15 protein-coding genes and 1 pseudogene are annotated in these 21,790 nt (G+C 47.1%); 13 read left to right on the forward strand and 3 right to left on the reverse strand.

Going from position 1 to position 21,790, the window contains the following annotated elements; translation table 11 throughout:
* Window positions 1-213: 213 nt before the first annotated feature.
* From TA_RS04280 to TA_RS04335, 11 genes and pseudogenes are all read left to right on the forward strand, one after another.
* Window positions 214-846: a ThaI family type II restriction endonuclease gene (locus TA_RS04280; protein WP_156778509.1), complete on the forward strand. Its 633-nt coding sequence runs from the start codon at window positions 214-216 to the stop codon at window positions 844-846.
* Entirely contained in the window at window positions 847-1,776 is a 930-nt protein-coding gene (locus TA_RS04285) for a DNA-methyltransferase (protein ID WP_010901241.1), read from the forward strand.
* 536 nt (window positions 1,777-2,312) lie between these two features.
* On the forward strand, window positions 2,313-2,528 hold the full coding sequence (locus tag TA_RS04290) for a hypothetical protein (RefSeq protein ID WP_048161818.1): 216 nt from the start codon (window positions 2,313-2,315) through the stop codon (window positions 2,526-2,528).
* 1,053 nt (window positions 2,529-3,581) lie between these two features.
* Window positions 3,582-4,463, forward strand: coding sequence for a proline iminopeptidase (pip, locus tag TA_RS04295; RefSeq protein WP_010901242.1), 882 nt, complete (start codon window positions 3,582-3,584; stop codon window positions 4,461-4,463).
* A 149-nt stretch (window positions 4,464-4,612) separates the two neighbouring features.
* Window positions 4,613-5,035: an SCP2 sterol-binding domain-containing protein gene (locus tag TA_RS04300; RefSeq protein ID WP_010901243.1), complete on the forward strand. Its 423-nt coding sequence runs from the start codon at window positions 4,613-4,615 to the stop codon at window positions 5,033-5,035.
* 4 nt (window positions 5,036-5,039) lie between these two features.
* Window positions 5,040-6,145: pseudogene (locus TA_RS08470) on the forward strand (iron-containing alcohol dehydrogenase).
* A 1-nt stretch (window position 6,146) separates the two neighbouring features.
* Window positions 6,147-7,913, forward strand: a complete 1,767-nt coding sequence (locus tag TA_RS04315; RefSeq protein WP_048161826.1) for an aldehyde ferredoxin oxidoreductase family protein — start codon at window positions 6,147-6,149, stop codon at window positions 7,911-7,913.
* A 73-nt stretch (window positions 7,914-7,986) separates the two neighbouring features.
* Window positions 7,987-10,011 (forward strand): ATP-dependent DNA helicase, encoded by a 2,025-nt coding sequence (locus TA_RS04320; RefSeq protein ID WP_010901246.1) that lies wholly within the window; start codon window positions 7,987-7,989, stop codon window positions 10,009-10,011.
* Window positions 9,989-10,909, forward strand: coding sequence for a class I SAM-dependent methyltransferase (locus tag TA_RS04325; protein WP_010901247.1), 921 nt, complete (start codon window positions 9,989-9,991; stop codon window positions 10,907-10,909). Before TA_RS04320 ends, TA_RS04325 begins: the two co-directional genes overlap by 23 nt.
* Before the next feature lie 346 nt (window positions 10,910-11,255).
* A complete protein-coding gene (locus TA_RS04330) occupies window positions 11,256-12,563 on the forward strand; it encodes an FAD-dependent oxidoreductase (RefSeq protein ID WP_010901248.1) in 1,308 nt (435 codons plus the stop codon).
* Between the two features lies 1 nt (window position 12,564).
* Window positions 12,565-15,249 carry a DEAD/DEAH box helicase gene (locus tag TA_RS04335; protein WP_010901249.1) on the forward strand — a complete coding sequence of 895 codons (2,685 nt, stop codon included), beginning with the start codon at window positions 12,565-12,567 and terminating at the stop codon, window positions 15,247-15,249.
* A gap of 6 nt (window positions 15,250-15,255) precedes the next feature.
* Here the strand turns inward: TA_RS04335 and TA_RS04340 are convergent, their stop codons facing one another.
* Window positions 15,256-16,953: a zinc metalloprotease gene (locus tag TA_RS04340; protein WP_010901250.1), complete on the reverse strand. Its 1,698-nt coding sequence runs from the start codon at window positions 16,951-16,953 to the stop codon at window positions 15,256-15,258.
* A 513-nt stretch (window positions 16,954-17,466) separates the two neighbouring features.
* Window positions 17,467-19,704, reverse strand: coding sequence for a VCP-like ATPase (vat, locus tag TA_RS04345; RefSeq protein ID WP_010901251.1), 2,238 nt, complete (start codon window positions 19,702-19,704; stop codon window positions 17,467-17,469).
* Between the two features lie 205 nt (window positions 19,705-19,909).
* Here vat and TA_RS04350 point away from each other — a divergent pair, with 205 nt between their 5' ends.
* Window positions 19,910-20,920, forward strand: a complete 1,011-nt coding sequence (locus TA_RS04350; protein ID WP_010901252.1) for a zinc-binding dehydrogenase — start codon at window positions 19,910-19,912, stop codon at window positions 20,918-20,920.
* Between the two features lie 27 nt (window positions 20,921-20,947).
* On the opposite strand, the gene TA_RS04355 is transcribed toward TA_RS04350, so the two are convergent.
* Window positions 20,948-21,346: a metal-dependent transcriptional regulator gene (locus TA_RS04355; RefSeq protein ID WP_010901253.1), complete on the reverse strand. Its 399-nt coding sequence runs from the start codon at window positions 21,344-21,346 to the stop codon at window positions 20,948-20,950.
* Between the two features lie 140 nt (window positions 21,347-21,486).
* On the opposite strand from TA_RS04355, the gene TA_RS08235 reads away from it, so the two are divergent.
* On the forward strand, window positions 21,487-21,648 hold the full coding sequence (locus tag TA_RS08235) for a hypothetical protein (RefSeq protein ID WP_173338152.1): 162 nt from the start codon (window positions 21,487-21,489) through the stop codon (window positions 21,646-21,648).
* Window positions 21,649-21,790: the final 142 nt, after the last annotated feature.

The raw sequence follows: 21,790 nt of genomic DNA on the forward strand, positions 1-21,790 counted from the left end.
TCAAAGCGTAAACTATTTACAGAACCTTGGATTAATCACGTTAATAAAGAAAGAGGTTGGTAGGTACTATACCATAGAATCACAAATATTATTATCAGATGCCATAATTGTTGTTAAAGAAATTAATAAAAGGATATAGAGACAAGCAAATGAAAATGGAATAGTTGAGAATTTGAGAACATACTTATATAATCTATGAACATTAGGGATCGAATGAATGACCATTTGAAAGACTTATTTAGAGATCGTCTTATTATTGATAAGGTACAAAGACGACTTCCATATATGTTTCAACTTGCAGAACTTGAGAGTTCAAGAGCGGGCAAGGTAGGCATGGAAGTCGGCTCTTTAAGAGAACGTATTATAAGTTCCCTTTTGATCTATAAATTTGGTGAAAAAAACGTTGAAACAGACCTACCCATAACAGAACCTGAAATTGATGTAAAGCTCTTCGGCTCTCCAATTTCTATAAAGACTATAACTGGTAAAGAGCCTGCGGGAGTAAAATTAATATGGACAGTAGATGCTACAAAAGCTAGGCAATTTTTAGAAACTTGGCATCCAAGATTTGATTTGATTCTTGTTCATATCAATTGGTCATCATTAGGTGGAGTTTATTACATACCTGATTATGTGCAGCAACGCATTTTTGATGAAATTGGAAAGGATAAATATATAAAATTACCGAAACAGGGCACTAACCCTAGAGGCGTTGAAATATCCAACGAAGCACTCAAAGAAATAATGACAGATGAAGAAACAATGTCAATCAAAATTGAATGGAAGAAGACCAACGTCCAATATAACGCTTTTAAGAGATGGGTTGATTTGTGGAGTGAGGGTTAAATGAAAGATTCTCATAAACGAAACGGTACAGAAACGAGCTCATTTGGGAGCCCAAGCAGGGCTAACCATGACTCTTCAAAGTTTTATAATAGCAGGCTTTATGAGGCTTTCCCAAAAGCGGAAAACAACATAGACTTCACTGAAAATAAAGTTCCAGAAATCGCATTAGATCGAATATTCTGTAAATCATCAGAGAAGATGGACGAAATCCCCGATAATAGCATACATCTAATGGTAACCTCACCCCCATATAACGTTGGAAAATTGTATGACAAAGACATGTCCCTTGCCGAATACCGAGATTTTCTATCTTCTGTGTGGAAAGAGGTATACCGGGTTCTTGTTCCGGGCGGAAGAGCTTGTATAAATATAGCAAATCTTGGAAGGAAGCCGTACATTCCATTGCATGCCTTTATCATTGAAGACATGATAAAATTAGGATTTCTTATGCGCGGGGAGGTTATTTGGGATAAGGGAGCAACGGCAAGTTCGTCTGTCGCATGGGGAACGTATCTCTCTGCAAAGAATCCAGTATTGCGAGATTCGCATGAATATATCTTAATTTTCTCTAAACAAACATTCACACGCGGGATTAAAGAAAATATGAGATCAACAATGTCAAAGGAGGAGTTTATAGAGTATACAAAAAGTGTTTGGTCTTTTGGAGCAGAGTCTGCGACTAGGATTGGCCATCCTGCACCATTTCCAGTTGAATTGCCTAAAAGATGTATTAAATTATACACTTTTGAGGAGGAAGTAGTTTTAGACCCATTTATTGGAAGTGGTACCACTGCAATAAGTGCTCTTATGTTAAATAGACATTTTGTTGGTTACGATGTTGATCCTGAATATGTAAAATTGGCAAACAAAAGAATTAACATGATCCTGAGCAAGAGAAAACAACAAGTTCTCCGGGAATCTGAGACTTAGGAGTTGTATAAGGCTTCGGCTCAAATTCACCCCGACTTCACTCCGCTCAGCCACCCCTCTTTGTGCCTTCGCCAATTACTATGCGCCCTCCGCTCGCCTGCACGCCAAGCACAGGACCCCATGCTTCACCTCCAATCAAAATTCACCACGTCTTACTCCGCAAGACTCCCGATTCCCTTCGAGCACATTATTCTCTCCCGCGGTGTGCAATTTTGGGGAGAGGGCTTAAATGGCTTAAGGGGCTTGACCGCACAATGCCGCTACGCTTAGTGCGGAATTTAAACAGAGAGAGATTTATATCATCTAGGGATGACTAATAGGAGAAAGATGAACAAAAATGGAGAGGAGCAACCAAGCTCTAATAAAAACAGAGATGCAGACCATGTATTTGAGAACGATAATCAGGACGCTAATACTCAAAAAGGAATACAGTCACAGCAACCAAACTTGGCCAATTTTCAAAGTTAACGTCTGCAATCCTTCCGTTAGGTCAGCAATATGTTGACCTTAAAAAATCCAAACTGGAATACACCATCATGAGGGATGAAAAGGCCGGAATTTATAACAGGAAACTTACTCTCCCCTTACTTATATTCTTAGGTCTTGTTATCATAGCCATGGCAGTCCTAATTTACTTTGGAAAGGTATCAGGAGACGCTTTACTGTTTCTGGTGGGTATTATAGTAGGATATATTATGAATATGATTCAGGGGCTACTCAACTCACCATGGGAAACAGAAACCGAGGAATGATAGTATCGGCTTAAAACATTAATCAAATCTCCTCCATTCCATCAGGCCATTCCGTAGCTTAATCCATCAAATTCCATCATCAGGTATCCATCAGACATGAGAGATATTCAGAGAGCAAAAGGTAGGTGGATCTATTGTATTCCATCAAAGATTCCCTATAGGTGGATCGGTCCGATCTTATGGCTTATTTTTCAGAGCTGGTCTTATTAATTGTATATTACATGATTATGGGAAGTTTTGTCAGTTTTGGAAGTTTTACTGCTTTTTACAATTCTTCTATACGGTCGGGGATTTTGTCAATCGAAACTCTTCTTAGAGAGGTAAAACTACAGTATTTATCAACAATTAAAAGACCTAAGCCGTTCCAACAAACATAAAAATCAATAATTTTTGACAATGTCCATTATCCGCCCTTACAGATTAGCATAAGAGTAGTATCCCAGATCTTGTGTGTGCTCAAGGATATCTCTTCTGGAACATACCCGCGATATGTCCATGCATTTATAGAATCCTTAGCTATCAAAAAGACCACTCTTCGATCATTTCAGCTATATTGAAATTATCTTTATGGTACTGTCTTCTGAGAGTAAGGAATCGATCAGCTCGATCCTTCGAATATTTCCGCTCATACTAGCCATAAGATTGGCCGAATATATTTATCCTCTTATCGGTTCTAGGCATTTAGTTAAGAGATCCATTTCGTAATATCCATTCCTCAATTCACCATTTTCTTCAAAAAATGCTTGTTTTTTCCTTCATCATGGATTTCATTGAACTTATTCACTGCTCACTAATCCAGATATATTTCTGTCCAGATTGTCCATTCCTTATTCCGTCCTTATAGGTTTGAGAAGACGTCCTTCTATTTTTCACTAATTTTGCCCTATGATCTTTCCATGATTTTTCTTTACAAAATTTGCCACGCTGTCATTTGGATTACTTAAAATGATCTTTATGATTCTATTTACATGAATATGAATATATATAATTAGGAAAATGATACACGCCCATGAAAATATTTTTAAAAAGCAAAGCGTAAGATCAGGTGAGACTATGGATCAGGAATGCATAGAAAACTACGCAAAGGTAAACGGAATTTATATTTATTACAAGCTGTGCAAAGCCCCTGAGGAGAAAGCAAAGCTAATGACCATGCACGGGGGCCCGGGCATGTCCCACGATTACCTGCTTTCTCTCAGGGATATGACCAAGGAAGGGATAACGGTTCTATTCTACGATCAGTTTGGATGCGGTAGATCCGAGGAACCGGATCAGTCTAAATTCACAATTGACTATGGTGTGGAAGAGGCAGAGGCCCTAAGATCAAAGCTGTTCGGCAACGAGAAGGTATTTTTGATGGGGTCATCATATGGTGGAGCGCTGGCGCTGGCATACGCAGTCAAGTACCAGGATCATCTGAAAGGGCTCATCGTATCCGGAGGCTTATCTTCAGTCCCTCTGACGGTGAAGGAGATGAACAGGCTCATTGACGAGCTCCCGGCAAAGTACAGAGATGCCATTAAAAAATACGGTTCATCTGGATCTTACGAGAATCCAGAATATCAGGAGGCCGTGAACTACTTTTACCATCAGCATCTGCTGAGATCAGAGGATTGGCCGCCCGAGGTACTCAAATCACTAGAATACGCGGAAAGGCGAAACGTATACAGGATAATGAACGGCCCGAATGAGTTCACCATAACCGGCACGATAAAGGACTGGGATATCACGGACAAAATATCTGCAATAAAGATCCCCACCCTTATAACGGTGGGCGAATACGATGAGGTCACGCCAAACGTGGCCAGAGTCATACATGAAAAAATAGCTGGTTCGGAACTTCACGTCTTCAGGGATTGCTCGCACCTCACGATGTGGGAGGATCGTGAAGGATACAACAAGTTGCTTTCGGATTTCATCCTGAAACACCTGTAACGTTCATGTATGGATCTATGTGCACGATCATCCCTGATATGATGAACTATATTTTCAACATCCAACATCGATGTTGTTAATAAAAATACCTTTCCAATATTTCAATAGGATAAGAAAAGCCTAAATACAGATTTATTCATATATATTATATGGCAGATGAGATATTGTTTCCGTCCCAGACTTGGGTTGAGGAATACTGCAAAAGGCTATCGGAATCGCCGGACTACAACAAAGCTGGAAAGGGCTGGAAGGATCCAATAATGTTCACGATCTCGGACCCGGAAGCATTGAGCGAAAAGCCAGAATTCAATTCCTTCACGCTTTATCTGCAGGATGGTAAATGTGAAAAATGCGAGATGATCAAGACAGAGAACGGGAGTGCGCCGTTCGTGCTCACCGCAACGTATGCAAACTGGAAGAAAATTATCGATGGAAAGATAAATCCGACGCAGGCGATGCTGACCGGACAGCTGAAGGTCAAGGGCAATATGGCCCTGATACTGAGGTATGCCTCCGCAGCCATAGCCATGGTCAAGGTGGCGCAGAGCATACCCACAAAATACATTGCGTGAAATCATGAGCATCATAACCTTGCCAAGGAAGATCTATCAGCAGAGGGACATAATAGATAACATAAGGGAAACCCTGCAGCTAAAGGAGCCCATATTGCTGGTCAGTGACAGAAACATCATGAAATTGTACGGCCAGAGAATCAAAAATGCGCTCGATGGATCGGATTACCGCGTAATAGAAGATGTGAGGCCAGAACCGGAAGTCTCTGACATAGAAAATACGTATAGAAGCTTGTCCGGCTTTCAGCCAAAGACCATCATAGCCTTTGGAGGCGGCAGCGTGATCGACTTTGCCAAGTCCATCGACGTGAAGATATCCTATCCGGACAGATCCCTGGAGGAGGTTAATCCCTTCGAACCTCTAAACCTTAAAGCTGATCTTGTTGCCATACCGACAACTTCCGGTACTGGCAGCGACGTATCATTCGGCATCGTCATTACCGATCAGGGAAGAAAGCTTGCACTCGGCAATTTTGATCTGGTACCATACGTTTCTGTATTAGACTCATCGCTTGTGCCGTCCGATCCATCCATCATCAGGCCAACCGGCGTTGATGCGCTTGTCCACTCCTTTGAAGCCCTAACTGCAAATACATCATCCATATTCACCGATGCACTGGCGGAGAAGGCAATTGAGACCATATTTGGAATCTTGATCGATCCATGAAGGGCGAAGAGGATGCAAGAGAGAACATGCATCTGGCCGCGACCATGGCCGGCATCTCATTCACAAACAGCGGCACTGCACTCGCACATGCTCTGGGCCACAGCTTCGGCTCAACGCACCATGTTGTACATGGCACCTGCGTTGGTTTATTCCTTCCCTACGTGATAGAATTCAACTCTTCCGATGAAAATGCCAGTGAAAAGTATGCAAGGATAGCCAGAAGGCTAGGTTATAAAGATGCTATATCTGCCCTCAGGGATCTGTACAGGAGGATAGGGCAGCCTCTCACCGTAGCAGAAATCGGCATACCAAAGGATGCATACATGAAGAGCCTGGACAGCATGGTTGAAAAGGCGCTGGCGGATAGCGAGCTTGCCTTCAACCCAGTGATCGCCGGCGACGAGGACGTAAGATCCATATATATCAAGGCCTACGGTGATTGATTTGGGCGGATTCTGGAACAAGCTTATCTTCGTGGATCTGTCAGGGCGCGATGTATGGTTCGATGGCCTCTCCGAAGATCTATGGGAAAAGTACATGGGTGGAGTGGGCCTTGGATCCTATCTCTTCACCAAATACGGTGGAAACTTCGATCCGTTCTCCGAGAAGAACCCGATCATAATCATGACCGGCCCGCTGGTCGGAACCGCGTTCCCCAATTCCGGAAGGCATGAGGTTGTGAGCAGGAGCCCGCTCACAACGTTTTTAGGGGAATCGAACTCTGGCGGCAGGTTCGGATTCGAACTGAAGCGATCCGGTTCTGACGGGATGGTCATAACGGGAAAGTCAGATGTGCCGGTATCGATCTTCATCGATGACGGCGATGTTCGCCTGGCAGAAACACCGGATCTCTGGGGCCTTGACATATATGAAACGCAGGCTAAGATGAAGAAGGAAAAGAATTACTCGGTTATGTGCATAGGCCCTGCCGGCGAGAACCGCGTCCTCTTTTCATCAATAATGAATGATGAGGGGCGCGCAGCCGGGAGGACCGGACTCGGCGCTGTCATGGGATCGAAGAAGCTGAAGGCCATCGCCGTTTATGGGCGGAAGATCGTCGAGGTAAACAATAGGGCCGAGTACAACAGGATAGTGAAGGAGGCCTCAAAATCTATAATCGAATCACCCGTTGTCTCTGGGTTCAGAAGCTACGGAAGCATGATATGGATGGACGGCGGGATAGGTTTCAACGATATCCCGGCCAACTACTTCATGGATAGGAACTTCCAGTTCGACGATCTCAGCAGCATAAAGTTCCACGAGGAATACAGCGTATCCAGCTACAACTGTGCTGCCTGCGTCATAGGCTGCGGAAGGACTGTTAGATACAACGGCCTCACAGTTGACGGGCCGGAATATGAAACGGTTGCAGCTTTGGGGCCGCTCCTGGGGAACACCAGTTTCCAGAAAATAATAGAATGGAACCATGAAATCAACAGGCTTGGCATGGACACCATAAGCACCGGCGTCATCGTCTCTGCGATCAGGCATTTCATCAAAGCCGGTTTGGTAAACGATGGATCAGTCGAATCGTATTACTCCGGAAGCTTCGAGAAAATAGGCCAGATGATCCAAGACATAGCGATGAGGAGAGGTTCCGGAGATCGCATTGCCGATGGCCTCTATCGCTTCGCCTCCTCCCTTGGAATAGACAGGGATCTCATAGCTACGGTCAAAGGCCTGGAAATACCGCTCCATGATCCCAGGGCCTTCAAGGCACAGGGCATCGTGTATGCAACCTCGACAAGGGGTGCAGACCACATGCAGGGGGATATGTACCAGATCGACATAGGGGGCGATCATCCAGATCTGGGCATCGTTTCCGGCGACAGATTCAGCGTGGACAGCGATGACCGCGTCCGGACGGTAATAAGGACGCAGGACTTCAGGCAGGTTTACAACTCGCTGATCATATGCTATTACGCGCAGCCTGATCCGGAAACAATAGCCAAAGCGTACGCTCTCGCAACGGGATTCGATTCATCGATCAAAGATCTGGTTGACCGCGGATCTGAAATAATAAACCTTAAGAGGAGGATCAACGAAGGCCTTGGCATGAGGCCGGAGGACGACTGGCTTCCAGCGATAGTCAGAATGCCTATAGAGGGCGAATCGCCTGAATCCGGTACCTCTGACGAGGAGCTCATATCGGCGATCCAGAGGTATTACAGGCTGAGGGGGTGGGGAAGGTACAGGCCTCCTGTGCGGTGATGTGCGGCCAATCCCTGTCTTCCCAGCGTATTCCGCATCTCAATCTTTTTATATCGTACAGTTATGGTGCAGCGTGAAGATCAGCGAACTGGGTTATGACAGGGCCTTTCTGCAGCTCTTCGATGGTAACGACTTCCAGCTGTACGACCATCAGAGGATGGCCATCGAACAGATCAGGAAGGGCAGGAACGTTGTCGTCAGCGTGCCCACTGCCGCAGGCAAAACTCTGATCGCATATTCCGCCATCTATGAAACGTTCCAGAGGAATCTCAAATCAATATACATAGTTCCGCTGAGATCGCTGGCCATGGAGAAGTTTTCAGAGCTGTCCAGACTCAGGGATCTTGGCCTCAAGGTGAAGATGTCAATTGGGGATTACGATGACAGCCCCGATTTCATAAAGAGATATGATGCGGTCATCCTAACCTCCGAGAAGGCCGATTCACTCCTCCATCATGATCCGTATATTCTCAACGATGTGGGCCTCCTCGTCCTCGATGAGATCCACACGATTGGCGACGAGAGCCGCGGCCCTACGCTGGAGACCGTAGCATCCATAGCTAGATATGTTAATCCCGATGTCAGGATACTGGCACTTTCAGCTACCGTATCCAACGCCATGGAGCTGGCCAGCTGGTTAGACGCTTCCCTTATAAAGAGCGACTTCAGGCCGGTTCCTCTCAAGACGGGCATATTATACAGGGATCAGCTCTATCTAGACGGGAAGAGGAGATCCGGCGTCAGCATCAACCAGATCATAAGGGAGACCGTTGAGGACAACGGCCAGGTGCTGATGTTCGTCAGCTCAAGAAAGAAGGCAGAGGATACCGCAAGGGATCTTGCCCAGATATTCGGAAGCGATGCGAACATAAAGATATCATCCGATGAAACGAACGTGTACGATGATATGCTCAATGAAATACTGCCAAGAGGCGTAGCGTTCCATCACGCCGGACTGAGCAATGACCAGCGTGCATTCATCGAGAGGGAGTTCAGGGCAAGGCGGATAAAGGTCATAGTCGCCACGCCAACACTTGCAGCTGGAGTCAACCTTCCAGCACGCCTCGTCATAGTCAGGGACATAACCAGATGGGGATCGGACGGCATATCTTACCTGACGAACATGGAGATAAAGCAGATGATAGGGAGAGCCGGCAGGCCGGGATATGACCAGTATGGCATAGGCCTGATATACGTGTCATCGCAGTCCAGCTACGAGGCGGCAAAGGATTATCTATCAACGGATCCGGAGCCGGTCGTATCGTACCTCGGAAACGAGGCAAAGGTCAGGTTCAACACGCTGGCAGCAATATCCATGGGCCTTGCCAGATCCCCTTCGGACATAATGAAGTTCTACGAAACAACACTGTTCTTCTCCCAGAACGGTAAGGACCTTCTGGAGGAGAAGATATCTGCCTCACTGAAATTCCTCGAAAAAAACGGCTTCATAAAGCAATCACCGGATCTCAGGACGACCCAGCTTGGAAAGGTAACCAGCGATCTGTACATAGATCCGGAGAGCGCTCTGCGCCTCGTTGACTTCTTTGATGGGCCCGCGGATGTTGACCATGCGATCTATTACATCTCCCTGTGCAGAGAGATCGTGCCGTTCAACATAAAGGATGATTATTCTGCAATGGAGTTTCTCGACGATATAGGCCTCATCGATGGCGACATAGATGCAGCGAAGACGGCGATAGTGCTAAGGGATTGGATATCCGAAGCATCCTACAAATACCTGTACGATAAGTACGGCATCGCACCTGGGGATATGCAGGCCAGGATCTCCATGGCAGATTGGCTCTCCTATTCCCTAGCGAAGCTGTCATCGATATACAAGCCTGAGGTGCGCAGGATGCTGGAGATACTCAACCTGAGGATAAAGGAGGGAATAAGGGAGGATATACTGCAGCTCGTTCTCATACCTGGCGTTGGCCGTGTCAGGGCCAGAAGGCTGTACGATGCCGGCCTGAGGAGCATTGAAGACGTGGCTTCCGCATCCCCGGATAGGATAAAGGCTATATACGGTTTCTCTGACACCCTTGCAAATGCCATCATAAGGAGGGCGAGAACCATTGCCTCCAAAGAAGTTCGTTAGGGTTAGGAAGCATATGGCTGAGAGGACGATAAGGGATCTGAGGAACGCCGGGCTTTACGATACGAACTATACCATAGCCAGGGACGGCGACTACGTCCTCATTCCTGTGACGGACGATTATTCAGGCGAACATGTTGTGATGGAGGCCGAACCAACTAATATGCGAAGATCCGCTTCAGGATCCTTCGATACCATAGGATCCATAGCGATCATGAAAAAATATGACGAGGCTTTGGCGAACGATATTCTGCTGACGCACAAGAAAATAAGAAGCGTGTTCTTTGATGAGGGCGTCGGTGGGCCGGAGCGCATAAGAAAACTGCGGCTTGTTGCTGGAGAAAACAACACCGTGACCGAATACAGGGAAAATGGATGTTCGTTCACTGTTGACGTCGCGAAGGCGTACTTTTCGCCCAGGCTGGCGACGGAAAGGCGTAGGATCGTCGATCAGGTATCCGATGGCGAATTCATCTTCGACATGTTCGCCGGTGTCGGGCCGATAAGCATCGAGATCGCCCGGTACAGAAGAGTAAGGATAATCGCTGCGGACATAAACTGCGATGCTGTAGAAATGCTGAAGGAGAATATGGAGAAGAATCCACTGCGTGGCATCATAGAACCTTTCTGCGAGGACGCCAGGATCGCAGCAGAGAGGGTTACCGGTGCTGACAGGGTGATAATGAACCATCCAACAGCATCCTTTGAATTCATCGATTACGCGGTGAAAACTCTGAGAGAAGGCGGGGTAATCAACTATTATGAATTCCTGGATAATTCCAAGGTTGACAAACGCATCTCTGACCTCGAGATGCGATCGCTTATCCCGCTTGATGTGCATCCAGTCCACTCCTACTCAAAGACCATTTCGCTCTATTCGATGACCCTTAAGAAGGCATAGGCGATGAGATTCGCAGGTCTATTCATTTTTATCGTACGATGCAAATACAGAAAATATATTTATAGGGGATATCACTGTCTTGACCGGAGGTGGAATGTTTGGTCTTCAAAAAAATGGATTACGATGACGACTTCGATGATGAAGACGAAGATGAAGACGACGATGATTTTTAAGGTCAAATGAATTATCGCAGGGGAGCGGCAAAATTATGATAGCATTGAATTTTTAACACTCCCCGCCATTCCTTCTTGGCCGTTGCGGATATCGTTTGAAAAGCTGTTATTTTGCCTTCGCCAGGCGTTATGCAAACCGCAAATCTATATATTGCATAGATCAATGTGGCAGTATGGATATCGTCGTGATAGGAGGAGGCGCGGCTGGTATGGCCGCAGCATCCAAGGCGAAGAGGGTAAACAAGGATGCAAACGTCACTGTTATAGAATCAGGTTCATTTGTCTCGTATGCCGAGTGCGGCATACCTTATTTTCTTCAGGGCATCGTGGGAAAAGCGGAGGATCTTCTGCATTACCCTCTGGAGGAATTCACGGAAAAGAGAGGCATCAAGGTAATAACTGGCAGGGTGGTGAAGAAGATCGATACAGCCTCCCTGTCGCTGGTGCTTGACAATGGATCCGCTGTGAAATTCGATAGATTGATCATAGCAACGGGATCAAGGCCGAGGATACCCGATGGCATAGCATCAGGAGTTTTTGGCCTCCGCAGCTTGGAGAGCGCCATAAGATTGAAGGAGGCCATCGATGGATCACGAACGATAACGATAATAGGAGCCGGCGTTCTGGGCGTCGAACTGGCATCAACGCTCACCGAAGCTGGCAAGAGGGTAAAGGTGATATCAAAGTACGATAGGGTTATGCCGCAGCTCGACCCAGACATGGGAAAGATACTAAACGATTATTTTTCCTCGAAGGTTGAGGTTGAATTCTCCTCCACGCCTGTGGAGATAAAGAAGGGGGAGGACGGCTTCGCTGTAAAGACGACTGTTGATGATCACGTATCGGACGTTGTCATCGCTGCAGTTGGCATAGTTCCCAACTCAAACATTGCCGTCGATGCAGGCATAAAGGTTGACCAGCGTGGAGCCATCATAACCGACGAACACATGGAGACTTCCATTCCCGGCATATACGCTGCGGGTGACGTCGCAACGGTTAAGAATATCATAACAGGGCAGGATGAGATGATGCCGCTTGCCCAGATAGCAAACAAGGCGGGCCGTGTTGCAGGTTCAAACGCTGCCGGTTCTGAGATGAGGTTCCCCGGCGCCATTGGTTCGACGTTGGTCAAGGTATTCGACATGGAGGTTGGCTTCACAGGCCTCAATGAAAAGCGCGCCTCAGTGCTTGGCATACCCTATGGAAAGACGATGATCAAGGCTAAGAGCAGGGCCAACTACTATCCAGGAAAGGAGGACATATTCGTGAAGATACTGTACGACAGCAGGGACAAGAAGATAATAGGCGGCCAGGTGATCGGAAAGGATGGGGCTGCCTGGAGGCTGAACACACTGGCCACGGCAATATTCGCGGGTTTCACCGTTGAGGATCTCTTCTACGACGATCTCGGATACACGCCGCCGTTCGGGCCTGTGTGGGACCCTCTCGTAGTGGCCGGAAGCGTATCCATGAGAGAATAGGATGTCAAACTCATTTTCCTATCTAGATGAGAGAATCATAGCGATGCTCCGCGACAGGGGCATAACGGATCCTACAGATCCGCAGGAGCAGATAATACCCCTTGTCCTGGAGGGAAAGAACGTACTCCTGCTGTCGCCAACCGGCAGCGGCAAGACTGAAGCAGCGGTGCTTCCTGTATTCCAGAGGATATTGAGGGAGAAGCCGAAGAAGGTCTTCGCATTATACATAACGCCGCTCAGGGCGCTGAACCGCGATATACTTTCACGCCTTGTAGACTACGGCAGAGAACTTGGCATAGATGTGCAGGTTAGGCACAGCGATATGAGCGATGCAGATAAGCGAAGGATGGCGGAGAGCCCTCCGGACATTCTCGTTACGACGCCGGAATCTCTGCAGATACTTCTTAACGGGAAGAACCTGAGACGCTTCATCGCAAACGTGCGTGTCGTCATAGTGGATGAGCTGCACGATGCTGCAGAAAACGAACGTGGATCACAGCTGTCGCTTGCACTGGAGCGGCTGAGGGATCTTGCTGGCAACTTCCAGCGAATAGGCCTTTCGGCAACCGTCGGAAATCCTGGAGATCTCGCCAGGTTTTTGGTTCCAAATGGAACCTGCGAGATCATCTCAACTACGCTGAAGAAGAACATGTCCATAGACGTCATGGTACCGGATGAATCCAGCGAAGAGGATGCCGAGGTCATGGGATGCGATCGGCAGTACGCCGGTGCTATACTCAAGGTCTGGGATCTCATAAACAGGCATGCTGGATCGCTCGTATTTGTGAACAGGCGATTCGTAGCTGAGGATCTTGCATTCAGGCTGAAGCTAAAATTTGGAGAAATACCGGTACTGGTGCACCACGGATCGCTTTCAAAGGAGACAAGGGAGTTCGCAGAAAGATCGTTCAAGAACGGAGAGGTCAAGGCATTGATATGCACGTCATCTCTAGAACTCGGCATAGATGTTGGAACGGCGAATGCAGTTATACAGTTCAATTCTCCCAGGCAGATAAACAAGATGATACAGCGCATAGGAAGAAGCGAACACTGGATAGGAAAGACCTCTAAGGGCTACGTCGTATGCACGGATGTCATAGAGATGGAGGAGGCAATAGCCATCGTAGACAGCATAGCTGAGGGAAAGATAGAGAACGTCCAGATTATGAAGAACTCGCTTTCTACGCTTGCAAATCAGATTCTATCCGAGATCAACGCACAGGGAAAGGTGAACGTCAAGAACTTCTTCGAAACGGTCAAGCGATCGTACGCCTACGCCGATCTGCCATGGGACGAGTACTACTCCGTTGTCAGCTTCCTAGCTAGCACCAGGAAGCTGTGGCTGGAAGACGAGCTCATGGGCAGGAGGAGGAATACGCTAAAATATTACATAGAGAACATATCCATGATACCCAGCGAAAAGAACTATAAGGTAATAGATACGGGCGGTAAGTTCATAGGAACGCTTGATGAGAGGTACGTGGCATCCGAGATAGATGCCGGCAGTTACTTCGTCATGAGGGGCAACACCTGGCGTGTCGTGAGGATCGATCATGACCGCATACTTGTAGAATCTTTCTTCACTCCCGCCATAGCGCCCAGGTGGACGGGCGAAGACATACCGGTCCTTTACGATGTTGTGCAGAGGGTCTCCGCAAATCGCAAATCGAGATCCATCCTTAACTACATAGACGATGCCTCGGCAAGGAAGCTGGAAGAATGGTATCAGAACGACATCGCAACGGTGGACAGAGTCATAATTGAAAGCTTCAACGACGAGATAATCATACAGATACTGCTTGGCACAAGGGGTAATTTCGCTCTTGCTGAGATACTTTCGAATGTGCTCACATCCATCACCGGTGAAAGCGTTGAGATGGACTTTTCACCGTATCACATATATCTGCGGACTTCCAGGAAGATCTACGCTGAGGATGTCATGCGCATGATAAAGAGCATAAACTTGGAGAACCTTAATTCCTACATCAGATCATCCGCGTCTAGATCCCGCTTCTTCAAATCCGTGTTCCTGTACGAGGCCAGGAAATTCGGCATAATAAGCGAAGATGCCGATCTAGAAAGGATAAGGGTGGACAAGATAATGGATGCCTATTCGGAATCCGTCGTATTTGAGGACTCCATCAGAAAGCTCATCAACGATTACATGGATATAGATGCGATCACGTCTTTCATAGGATCTCTCGATACAGTGCAGTTCGTGCTGAAGGATAAGATATCAAAGGCATCCGATATCTTCATATCGCATTACTCTGAGAGGGTTGCACCACTAAGGCCTACAAAGGTGATACTTGAATCTGTCAGAAACCGCATATTGAACGAGCGTGTGACGCTCTACTGCGTCAGCTGCGGCAACGTGCGCACCTACCGCGTCAGGGATATCAAGGTACCCAAATGCGATGTATGCGGATCAAGGCTTGTTGCTGCCCTGTCCGATTTCGAAAGGGCAAAGATAGATGATCCATCGTACAGGAAGCGCATACTGAAGAATGCCCACCTTGTAAAGGAAAAGGGCATCCAGGCCGTTATGGTTCTTTCAGCAAGGGGGGTTGGCCCGGAAACCGCATCGAGGATTCTGGAGGTAACCTATGCGAACGAAGATGATCTGATAAGATCGATCCTGACGGCAGAGATGGATTACGCCAGAAACCGCAGATTCTGGGACTAGGGTCAATCATTTGTGCGGTACTATGGCCGGTTCTGTGAAATTAACTGCCGCTAATGCCCCATCGTAATGCTGGTTATAGACTATGATGTATACCGTCTGCGGTAAATTCGAAGTAACGGCGAGGAGAAACGTCGAACCGCCGCTAAGAACGAATGGGTAATCGCTTCCCTGAGATACAACTGCGTTCTCGACCATGACGCTGTAATTTCTGCCAAGCGTCCCGAATGCATAGATGTTGACCATCTGCGTTGATACAGTGTTGCTGATCAATGGCATTTTGAGGGTATCGTTCACTGTAGCGTTCACATCAAGAGGGTTGCTGTGGCGAATCGTGAAATTATTTGTGAGTTCAATGAAGTAAACATGCACGCTGATCGATTCCGAGGCGGTGGATGTGAAGACTGAGACAGTATAGGTGTAAAATCCTGGGCTTGATTCTGTGAAATTCATCGTTATGTTGAATATATCCGTACTTGAAGGCGATACGGATCTATGCAAGGAGCTGGCATGCCACTTTATGGAGGGAGTGATGGAGAAACCAGGTGTGATTTGCGATGTCCCGTGGTTCGATACATATATGGGGCAGGATATGTTGGTGGATATGTTTGCATCCATAGAATAGACAACAAACTGGTTCTCCCCGTAGCTGATCGAGAACTGGGGCGGAATGGCATGAAAAGGTATCGGCACTAGACCGATGAGTATTACGATGCCCACCGAGACCGCTACAGCCTTGACATATGATGATGATCTTCCCACATTGTTAAGCGGTTCTGGCCCCCTGATGCCCAGTATCAGGACGAATACCAGGAGGATCAACCATGAAGGATACAGTATGGAAAGGCCTATGACCGCGACCACAGCAACGTATGACAGATACTGTGACCATCTGCCCAGCATGGCTGAGGATATAAGGCCTCCGTCAAGGAAGCCTATGGGCATTACATTGAAGGATGTGGCGATGATGCCTATCCATCCAGCGTATGCCGTCGGAAAGAGGACCCCGTCTGAAGGGACAAAGCTTCTCATCGCAGCCTGGAATATCAGTGGGCTTCCGATCTGCAGTATGGGCGATTTAACACCGGAAACTGGCGCATGCTGCATCAGCGACAGGTAGCCGCCAACAACAACAAAAAGAAGGGACACAAGAAAACCGAAGAGGATTGAGAAGAAAGAGGATTCAACCATGGCCCTCTTGCTTGGATAGGCCACATTCGGTGCATTTATAGATCCCATGGTTCCCATGCCGATGGGATCGGGCACGAAGATTGGAAAGGAATACTCCATGCTGTTCCTCTTCATGCCCAAATATCTGCCAAACTCCCGTGCGCCAAGGATAGCAAAAACCGGTATCACAAAGTATCCGATAGTCTGAACCATGGCGATGATGGGTGCAGATGAAAAATATGCGGAAACATATGAATAGCCAACATAGAACAACGTTATTACGGTTGCTATTGCCATCGCTATCTTCAGGATCGATCTTTTTGGTTTTTCTGGCTCCCTTATGATTATTATCTCGCTGCTTGTCCTGGTAAACGCCACATAACCCAGTTTCCTGAGATCCGAAACAAGCATAGAAAAATAGTCCTCGGGATAGTAATCGATATCCTCGACATCCACTATGAACTCTCCTTCCTCCTCCCTTATCCTCTTGACGCCATAGTATCGGCCGACTATCTGCTGTAACTGTTCCGGTTGCATGTATGTATTTTTACCTAATCTGAATGATGTATTATTAAGGTTTGTCCCCTGCGCATCTGTCATTTTTTTAATGAGACGCGGTGTCTGACGTCAAAAAGCGATAAAATTTGCCAGCTAAAAATATGTATGCCGGAAATTTATTGGCAAAGACGAATGAAGCTCAATATTCGATCATCTCCAGAATTCGGTGGAATGTGCTGCCAAAAGTTCAGTCCAGGAAACTTAAATTTCAGTGGTGCTGATCCTTACCCTGGCATTTGCCTGCCTGCATAAAGAAGTACTGTTTTGAAGATCAGTAATCTTCGAAAGAGCACTCACTTCATTCAGAATAGAAATCTGAAGCATAATGGAATAAACTACAATGGACGTGAAGTTGGCTGCAAAAAAAGTGAGGTTTATTCTGAATCAGATCCTGTTAGACTCGCAGCAATTAGCTTTCTGTTACCTTGGGGAAGCCCATCCTCTGATGGAAAGCATCGGACGATCCTGCAGAGTAAAAATGGCGCAGAAAGATCAGAGATAAAGCCCCTGATCCTGAAGCTGCTTTCTCCTCTCGGACACAGACTTGCTCATGGTCTCCGACAGAGTCCTGTAGAACTTTATGACCTCTTCGTCCACTGATGGCCTTATGGTCTTGAGTGCGTCGAGGAAGTTCTTCTGCGATACGGAGGTAGCATCTGGATTCTCCCTGTACGCATTCATTCCAGCTTCCCTGCAGAGGTTTTCAAGATCCGCGCCGACGTACCCCTCTGTCCGCTGTGCTATATCGTTGAGATCGACGTCAGGGGCAAGCGGCATATTCTTTGTGTGGACCTTCAGTATGCTCAGCCTGGCCTCTTTGTCAGGTGGTGGTATGTAGATGAGCTTGTCGAATCTACCAGCCCTGAGAAGGGCAGGATCCATTATATCCGGCCTGTTCGTTGCGCCAATAACGACAACACCGTTCATGACCTCTATGCCATCAAGGGATGTCAACAGCTGGTTCACGATCCTCTCCGTGACCCCGGAATCGCTAGTCGTCCCACGCCTGGGAGCTATGGAATCTATCTCATCAAGGAAAACTATGGCTGGCGCAACCTGCTTCGCCTTCTTGAAAATCTCTCTTATGGCTTTTTCACTCTCTCCAACCCATTTACTCAGTACCTCCGGGCCCTTAATGGATATGAAGTTGGCGTTGCTCTCTGTGGCCACTGCCTTTGCCAGCAGGGTTTTTCCAACACCAGGCGGTCCGTAGAGTAGAAATCCCTTTGAGGGCCTTATTCCGAGCCTCTTGAACACATCTGGCTTGAGCAGTGGAAGCTCCACCGTCTCCTTTATCTCCCTCTTGACGTCCTCAAGCCCTCCTATATCATCCCAGTGAACGTTTGGCACCTCCACCATGACCTCTCTGAGGCTGCTGGGTTCGATGGATTTCAGGGCATTCTTGAAGTCGTCTTCCGTTACTACCATCTTCTCGAGGATCTCCGTAGGAATGGGTTTGTCCAGATCTATCTCCGGGAGGTACCTTCTCAGTGCATTCATTGCACTCTCCCTGACCAACGCCGCCAGATCGGCTCCTACGAATCCATAGGTGTAATCTGCCATCTCCTCCAGGAATTTGTTCTTCTCCTCTTCGCTCATCCCTAGAGGCATGTTCCTGGTGTGTATCATCAGGATCTCCTTTCTTCCATTCCTGTCCGGAACGCCTATCTCTATCTCCCTGTCAAAGCGGCCCGGCCTCCTGAGCGCAGGATCTATGGCATCTATGCGGTTTGTGGCGCCTATGACTATGACATGGCCCCTCTCCTTCATTCCATCCATCAAGGTGAGCAGCTGCGCGACTACCCTGCGCTCCACCTCACCCTGAACTTCCTCCCTCTTTGGCGCTATAGAATCTATCTCATCGATGAATATTATCGAAGGCGCGGTCTCCTCTGCCTTTGAGAATATTTCCCTTAGCTTCTGCTCGCTCTGACCGTAGTATTTGCTCATTATCTCTGGGCCATTTATCGAGAGGAAGTTTGCACCGGATTCATTGGCCACTGCCCTGGCTATCAGCGTCTTACCGGTTCCTGGAGGCCCATACAGTATGACACCTTTGGGTGGCGTTATCCCTAGCCTTTCGAAGAGTTCTGGATGCTTGAGAGGCAGCTCGATCATCTCCCTTATCTTTCCTAGCTGCTCTGAAAGGCCTCCTATATCCTCATAGCTTATTCTAGAGACTTCCTCGAGAACCTCAGAGGCCGGTTCCTCCCTTATCTCGATCTTTGTCTCCTCGCCTATCTCAACCGGAACCTTGCTGGGGAGCGTCTTGACGACCTTGAAGAGCAGACCTGTCTGGCCGGCTAGAGTTAGGCCGGGTACACTTATGTTGTCCTGCTCCAGCATTGGCCTTCTGATGAGTGCGCGCTGCACATATTCTTCAATGCCTTCACCAAATTTCAGCCTCTGATCCTTTCTTATTATCGGTGCAAGCGTGACCTTCTTGGCGATCTCGGTTCTAACCTTCCTGACCTTTACCTTGTCCCCTATGGATGCCCCGCAATTATTTCGCATGACGCTGTCTATCCTGACTATGCCTTTATTTTCGTCCTCAGGCCTTGCCCTGTAGACCCTGCCCACTGTTTTCCTGACCTTCTCGATCTCAACGACATCTCCGATCTCGGCATCAAGCAACCTTCGCGATGATTCATCGAGCCGAACTCTTGACATGCCTGGATCTGTTGAGTTTGCTTCTGCAACCCTGAGTATGATACCGTTGTTGGATTCCATACTGGCATATTGCTTCTTCAATATTTTAAGTTTGTTGATTTTTTGCTAGGAGGTCTATGATTTCGTAATGTTTGGCAGAATTTGATTACGGATCCATAACAACAATGAAGAAAACAATACAGCGATGATCACCATGGAATGAAAAATTTGATTCAAACTCGAATGAATTGGAACGGTTTTTATACGCTCTTCAGATAATGCATACATGAAGGCAGCCCTACTAGAAAAATTGAATCAGCCCTTGTCCATTGTTGATCGTGAGATTCCGGAACCTGGCGAAAACGAAGTGGTTATAAAGCAGGACTATGCCGGCCTCTGTTATCGTGATATTCTCAGCGCCACCGGCTTTTTTCCGAGGATACAGTTGCCGATAATACCTGGCCATGAGATAGGAGGCACTGTGGTGAAAACCGGCAGCGAGGTACGCAATTTCCATGTAGGCGATCATGTTGCCAGCCTCATATACATTCCGTGCGGAAAATGCGAATACTGCAGATCTGGGAATGAAAATCTTTGCCCGTATAAGAAATCGATCGGAGAGGAAGTCCAGGGCGGTTTCCGGGAATACGTCAACGTGCCGGAGATAAGCCTGATAAGCGCACCTAAGGAAGTTGACACCAGGTACCTTCCAATAGCGTCATGTGTGACGGGTATGATATATCATGCACTTTTCAAGCTGGCAAAGGTCAAGGAGGGCCAGAGGGTTCTGATAACAGGTGCAGGCGGAGGTGTTGGATCTAACGCTGTGCAGATGGCAAAGGCGTTCGGCGCAACTGTCATAGCGGAAACCACCTCAGAATCAAAGAAGGAGATGCTGGAGAAGATTGGCGCAGATTACATAGTTGACGGAAATGGAAAATTCAATGAGGATGTGAAGAAGATCGGCGGCGCGGATATAGTCTTAGAATGCGTGGGAATACATACATTTGAGAGATCGCTGAGGAGCCTGAACAACGGCGGAAAGATGATCGTTATAGGAAATATAAAGCCAGATCCTGTAAATCTCCCATTGGGCCTGATAATCCTGAAGGGCAATACCATAAGGGGAAGCATAAGCTCCACCAGAAAGGATGTTTCAGATGCCCTGAAGATGGTTGCAGAAAACAGGATAAAGCCCGTCATAGGATCTGAAGTGAGCATTGACAGGATAAATGAAGCCATGGAGATGATGAAAAACAAACAGACTGAAGGGCGTGTTCTGATTAAATTTAGTTGAACCCGAAGATATTTAGGAGGTCATTCATCATTCATCTATCTTCTTTCCATGTGGGCACATCTTCGGGTTTCCAATTGATTGCGAAATCTTCTTTGCGTCGTCGTAATCGATGAGAAAGTCAAAGTTGCCTATCTTCCTGCAGGCATCATCCGCATCTATGCCGCTCCTGCTATATAGAACCTCAAGAGTGCGATGGACCATCACAATCTTTCTGTAAGTCTCCTCTCCCTTTTCCGTCAGGGCAACCATTCCGCGATCCTTTTTAATCAGCCCCTTTTCCTGGAGCCTGTTCAGGATCTCCAATACCGACGGCGGTTTAATATTCATCGATGCTGACAGATCCTTCAATCTTACCGGAAATGGGCCGCTGGAGGATTCTTTTATGGTTATCAGGCAATCCCTCTCCTTCTTAGTTATAGCTTCCATATATTATTAGTATTAATCTAACTTATTTAAAGATTTTCAATTTGCGAGCTAATTCGTCTTTCATTTATCTTTTCGGTATTTGCAGCAATGACCCGAATCAAAAAATTTAAGCCATAAAGGTTTTAGAGGTAGTGATCCGTATGGAAGAGCTGATATGTAATATCGAGTTTGCAAAGGAATCGGAGACAGAATATACGGCAAAACTCAGGACTGAAATGGGCGGCCTGAGGGAATACTCAGGAAGAACGTTCGAGGATGTTCTCAATCAGGTTATACTGGAGCTTGAAGAGGAATTTTCCTGATTTTTCTGTATTTACCATAAAAAGAAGCATATTTTTCCAGAATCAATCTGGCGCGATCCTTAAAAGATCGCCCATGCGCCGTTTCTTACGTTTTTACCTATAACTCATCGCGGACAAAAAACTCAAATATAAAAGGCATGTT

The organism is Thermoplasma acidophilum DSM 1728, assembly GCF_000195915.1.
In the GTDB taxonomy this organism is placed as follows: Archaea; Thermoplasmatota; Thermoplasmata; order Thermoplasmatales; family Thermoplasmataceae; genus Thermoplasma; species Thermoplasma acidophilum.